Origin of the sequence: Ruminococcus sp. CAG:57, from assembly GCF_000435935.1 — a bacterium.
GTDB classification, from domain to species: Bacteria; Bacillota; Clostridia; order Oscillospirales; family Ruminococcaceae; genus Hominimerdicola; species Hominimerdicola aceti.
In genome coordinates this window covers 48,591-53,933 of record NZ_FR890735.1, presented here as the reverse complement: position 1 = coordinate 53,933, position 5,343 = coordinate 48,591, and the positions used below count along the sequence as shown (strand labels likewise).

Sequence of the window (5,343 nt, the reverse complement as noted above, 5' to 3'; positions counted from 1 at the left end):
GGAAACAACCCTAACAGGTGTATAATGGTAACACCATATGCCGCTTCATCATCAAAGCAGAACATGGAAGCTTTGGAAGTTCCGCAGGGCGACGATAAGATAATAGTTTCTATCCACGCTTATCTGCCATATTCATTTGCACTTGATACCGCAGGCACAGACCAGTATACAAGTATCGACTCTTCTATCACAACACTCTTTACCGATATCAATGAAGTGTTCCTCAGCAAGGGAATACCTGTAATAATCGGTGAGTTCGGCTCTGTAAATAAGGTTAATACAGAAGCGAGAGTTCAGTGTGTAAAGGATTATCTCAGCACCGCAAAGCAGTACGGCGTACCATGCTGTTGGTGGGATAACGGCACAAGAATAGGAAACGGTGAGAACTTCGGACTTCTCAACAGATCCGAGGGTGGCTGGTATTTCCCTGAAATAATCGACGCTATCATGGAAACAGTAAATAGCTAAAAAATCAAGGACGGAAGCGATTCCGTCCTTTTTTTGTGTGCGCAAATTATGTGCAATTTTTGTGGGGCGAATTGATATCTTGCGAGCGGTGGGCAATCTTGCGGTAAACGGGCGGACGCTGTTCGCCCCTACAAAAATTTATATTATTATCGTTTTTTATCAATACATTTATGTAGGGGAGCGGCGCAATTTTTTTGTGTAGGGGACGGCGCCCTCGACGTCCCGCCACTCTCGTTCGTTTCAATCACAAACTGTTTTGTTCATTAAACGCCACAAAAAAAAGGACGACCCCAAGTCGTCCTTTTTCATATCTATTCCCCTGAAAGGGTCTTTTTCATTGCAATGTGCGGACAGTATTCGTCCTTGTAAACATCACCATATGCCCTGTAGCCAAGCTTCTCGTAAAATTGCTGTACTCTCGTTTGCGCCGATAAGCTGACTTCCTTGTAGCCCGCTTTTTCAGCCTGCTTTTCAAGGGCTTCCACTATCATTCTGCCAAGATCTCTGCCACGATATGCCTTTCTCACGCAGATGCGTCCAATGTGCGCTTCGCCATTTTCGTCAAACAGCCTGCCTGTTGCAATGGGATATCCGCCCGTGTAAATAACAGCATGATAAGCCTCATGGTCGATATCGTCAAATTCGTTCACAAAGCCCTGCTCCTCAACGAATACCTGCTGTCTTATGAGTCTGGCGTCTGCGTTGTTTGCAAGCCCTTTTGCGATCTTTATGGTGTAATTATCCATTATATCAGCCCCCAAGACGTATCATTTCGTCGATACATTTTCTTGCAGAGGTTATCTCCTCGTCTGTCATTTTTATCTCAAAACCGCCGCCGTTGCCGATGCCCTCGCAAGTCTTGTAAACGTCCATAAGAGTGGTGAGCTTCATGTTAGGACAAAGTATCTTCTTTGAGAGTATGTAAAACTCCTTCTCAGGGAATTTGTACTGCAAATGCTCCGCAATGGATATCTCAGTGCCTATGATGAACTCCTTTGCGTCAGACTCAGCCGCAAAATTCATTATGCCGGAAGTTGAACCAACATAATCAGCCATTTCGCTTACAGCAGGGATACACTCAGGGTGACAAAGCACCAGTGCATCAGGGTGAGCCGTCTTAGCCGCTATCATGTCAGCCTTTGTTACCGACGCATGAACAGGACATCCGCCCTGCAAAAGCATTATATCCTTTTCAGGACAGGCTTTTTTTACGAATGCACCAAGATTGCAGTCAGGAATGAACAGTATCTTGTCAGCGTCCATGTTCTTTACTATCTTCACCGCAGACGAGGAAGTAACGCAAACGTCGCAAACCCTCTTGAGTGCGGCTGTGGTGTTTATGTAGCATACTACCTTTCTGTCAGGCTCCTGCGCCTTTATCATTTCTATCATCTCAGGTTCCATTTGCTCTGCCATTGGACAGCCTGCCGATGGATTTGCAAGATAAACGTTCTTGTCAGGGTTGAGCATTTTTGCCGCCTCAGCCATAAAATGCACTCCGCACATAAGTATGTTTTTGTTTGAGACCTTCTGCGCCTCAACGCTTAGCTTGTATGAATCACCTGTAATATCTGCTACCTCTACTATCTCCTTAGCCTGATAGCTGTGCGCAAGTATACAAATATCGTTTTCTTTCTTTAACTGAAGAATTTTTTCCTGTACGTCCTTTATCATATCCAGATCATGCCTTTCGACCTTTGAAAAGCATATCCTCCTTTCGGTGTTTCGGCGTTTGCCGAAAGATTTATACCATATTATTATAGTATGATATAGACATTTTGTCAAGGGCATTTGTACCATACCGCCCATAGCACTTGACAAATTCATCAACATGGTGTATAATCAACAGTGTTGACAATCAACCGCCTTGACATTTGGAGGAATAACAATGAACGATAAAACAGCCCAGCGTTTTGGAGAAGTTTTCAGACGATTTTTTGAAACAGGATATATGGACGACCTTGCAGAGCTTTTTCAGGGCGAAAGCAAAGTGATAGTCTATCTTAGCACAGCCGAGGGCATAGTCTACCCCTCAGATATAAGCCGTGACCTTATGATATCACGTCAGCGTGTGACATCTGTTCTCAGCACAATGGAGAAAAAAGGCTTTGTTAGCCTTGTGCGTGACCCTGAGGATAAACGCCGTGTGCAGGTGAAACTCCTCCCAAAAGGTGAAAAGTCCATTGAAGAAAAGCAGCGGCGTCTTGAAAAATATTTCAGCGTGTTCGTTGACGCACTGGGTGAGGAAAATCTCAAAAACCTCCTTGACAGCTCCGAAAAAGCTGTCGAGGCACTTGAACATACAATGAAAGGCAACTCTCAGAAAGTCTGAGGTGCGGAAAGGAAACTGCCATGAACATTTATAATGAATTTAGAAAAACGGCAATAAACCGCTATAGCAAGACCGCTCTCGTGATGATGAATGACGAGGGTGAAACAAAGGAATATACATTCGGACAGACTTTACAGCAGGCTGATGTTTTTTGCAGCCGCCTTAAAGCCATGGGCGTTGTGGCAGGGGATAGGGTCTGCATAGCTTCCGAGGGCAGACCTGAGTGGAATATCGCATTTCTCGCCTGTGCAAAGCTAAATGCCACAGCCGTCCTTTTGGATTATTCGCTTCCTGCGGCAGAGCTTGTCGCACTGGTGAAAAAGTCACAGCCTGTGTGCGTTGTCGCTTCTCAAAAGGCGGCAAAGAAGCTTACAAGCGTGAAAAATATACCTGTTCTCGATATTCAAAACCAGCTTGACAGACTTGACGGTTCAGGGGAAAATATACTCCGCCAAGGTGAAGTAGGCGACCCTGATATCGCAGTGATAATCTTTTCAAGCGGCACGACAAGGACAGCCTCAGGCATCATGCACACCCACGATTCTCAGATAAATTCCTGCAAAATGGTCTGCCGGTGCAACGGCATAACCGATAACGAACGCTATCTCGGAATCCTGCCAAACAGCCATATCTACGGACTTTTTGCACAGGTCTTAGCCCCTCTCCTCACAGGCGGAACAGTGTGCTTTATTGAGTCTCTCTCCGCAAAGGGTCTTTCCGCAGGCTTTCAAAACTTCAAGCCGACAGTTTTCCCGGGCGTGCCAAAGGTCTATGAGCTTTTGAAAACCCAGATAATGCAGCAGATCAACGCAAGCAAAGTATCTTCAGCACTTTTCAAGAAAATGTTCCCCGTGGCACTTCATCAGCGTAAGATCTACGGCATAAACAGCGGCAAAAAAATCTTTGCAAAGATACACAAAGCCTTGGGCGGTGAGCTTAGATTTCTCTGCTCCGCAGGCTCGCCAATGTCAAAGGATACATTTGATTTCTTCTACGGCACAGGCTTTAATATTGTGAACAACTACGGTGCGACCGAAACGAGCATACCAACTATCGGCACATATGGCAAGCACGTCTATGCCGACACCTGCGGCAAGGCCTATCCTGATATAAAAGTTAAAATCGACCGCAGCGGTGAGCTTCTCATAAAGTCACCTTATATGATGATAGGCTACTATGGCGACAAAAAGTCCACAGATGAAGCTTTCAATCCTGACGGCTGGTTCAAGTCAGGCGACCTTGCAAAGTTCGATAAGCATAAAAATATCGTCATTCTCGGCAGATGTAAAGAAAATATCGTCCTATCCACAGGCAAAAAAGCCGCCCCTGACGATATCGAACAGGTCTATAGGGGCATTGAGAACGTTGACGAGCTTGTGGTCTGCGGAGTGCCTGCGAAAGAGGGAAGCTATGACGAGGTGCACGCCTTTGTGGTCTGTGCTGAGGATAAGCGTGAGCAGACGGAAGAAAAACTCAAAGAGATAAGCTCCTCCGCGGGTCAGGCAATGAAACTAAGCGGCATACATTTTGTGGATTCTATACCAAGGACAGCTATCGGCAAGCCAAAGCGTTATCTGCTGAAGAAAATGGTCATGGAGGATAACCTTGACAGCCTTACAAAGCAGGCGAAAAATAGTATCGACCCGTCGGATATCCCGTCAATGGTGAGAAACTCCGTGGCAAAAATAGCACACGTTCAGCCGAATGAAGTCAAGCTCAATACAAAATTTTTGCAGGAGTTCACCATAGACTCCCTCTCAGCTATCGAGCTTGCATTGGAGATAGAGGAGTTCAGTGGTGTGCGTGTTGACGGCTGTATGGATAAAGATATGACAGTGGGCAAGCTTATCGCCCTCGTTCAAAACCCAAACCGCATAAAGCCGCAAACAGTGAAATCAATGCTCTATCCTCTGGACAAGAAAAAGATAGACTATCGTATTTACCGCTTTTACAGAAATCTTGTGACAGCGTTCTATGAAGTCAAGGTCACCAACGAGGAAAATCTACCTGATAAGGACGGTTATATAATCTGTGCAAATCACGTTTCAAACTTTGATTTTATCTTCCTCACCCTGAATTTCAGATACGAGCGTTTTGCAAAATTCTGCTGTATGGCGAAAAAGGAGCTTTTCAACGGCAGTTTAGCCAGCCGACTTATAGTAAGAATAGGCGGTATGGTGCCTGTTGACAGGGGCGGCAGAGTAGACGAAACAATGGCGGCTCTGCGTAAAAAGCTTGGTCAGAAATGGGGTGTGCTAGTTCACCCGGAGGGTACAAGAAGCAAAACTGGTGAAATGGGCAAGTTCAAAAGCGGTGCAGCCGTCCTTGCTATCGAAGCCAATGTGCCTATAGTACCAGCCTACATCAAAGGCGGACACGAGATATTCCCGCCAGACAGAAAGCTCCCAAGGCTTTTCAACTGGAAGCGTCTTAGCAAATATAAAGTAAAAGTCGTTTATGGTGAGCCTATTTATCCTAATGGCGAAACCCCCGAAGAGCTTATGGCGAAAGTCCGTGAAGCGGTTTTGGCTTTGAAGAACGAA

Annotated in this window: 5 protein-coding genes; 3 read left to right on the top strand and 2 right to left on the bottom strand. The window is 45.6% G+C overall.

Translation table 11 applies throughout. From position 1 onward, the window contains the following. Positions 1–468: cellulase family glycosylhydrolase (locus QVO88_RS06800; RefSeq protein ID WP_288177853.1), on the top strand; the 468-nt coding region annotated here is incomplete at its 5' end. A gap of 311 nt (positions 469–779) precedes the next feature. On the opposite strand, the gene QVO88_RS06795 is transcribed toward QVO88_RS06800, so the two are convergent. Further along, positions 780–1,214: a GNAT family N-acetyltransferase gene (locus tag QVO88_RS06795; protein WP_022287745.1), complete on the bottom strand. Its 435-nt coding sequence runs from the start codon at positions 1,212–1,214 to the stop codon at positions 780–782. A gap of 4 nt (positions 1,215–1,218) precedes the next feature. Further along, on the bottom strand, positions 1,219–2,142 hold the full coding sequence (nadA, locus tag QVO88_RS06790; protein WP_022287744.1) for a quinolinate synthase NadA: 924 nt from the start codon (positions 2,140–2,142) through the stop codon (positions 1,219–1,221). A 214-nt stretch (positions 2,143–2,356) separates the two neighbouring features. On the opposite strand from nadA, the gene QVO88_RS06785 reads away from it, so the two are divergent. After that, positions 2,357–2,800: a MarR family winged helix-turn-helix transcriptional regulator gene (locus tag QVO88_RS06785; RefSeq protein ID WP_022287743.1), complete on the top strand. Its 444-nt coding sequence runs from the start codon at positions 2,357–2,359 to the stop codon at positions 2,798–2,800. A gap of 20 nt (positions 2,801–2,820) precedes the next feature. Continuing rightward, a partial coding sequence (locus QVO88_RS06780) for an AMP-binding protein (protein ID WP_288177852.1) occupies positions 2,821–5,343 on the top strand: 2,523 nt, incomplete at its 3' end.

What these genes read in the sequence shown, in the direction of transcription:
- QVO88_RS06795 (WP_022287745.1), bottom strand. Translation starts at nt 1,214, where the DNA reads ATGGATAATTACACCATAAAGATCGCAAAAGGGCTTGCAAACAACGCA.
- nadA (WP_022287744.1), bottom strand. Translation starts at nt 2,142, where the DNA reads ATGATAAAGGACGTACAGGAAAAAATTCTTCAGTTAAAGAAAGAAAAC.
- QVO88_RS06785 (WP_022287743.1), top strand. Translation starts at nt 2,357, where the DNA reads ATGAACGATAAAACAGCCCAGCGTTTTGGAGAAGTTTTCAGACGATTT.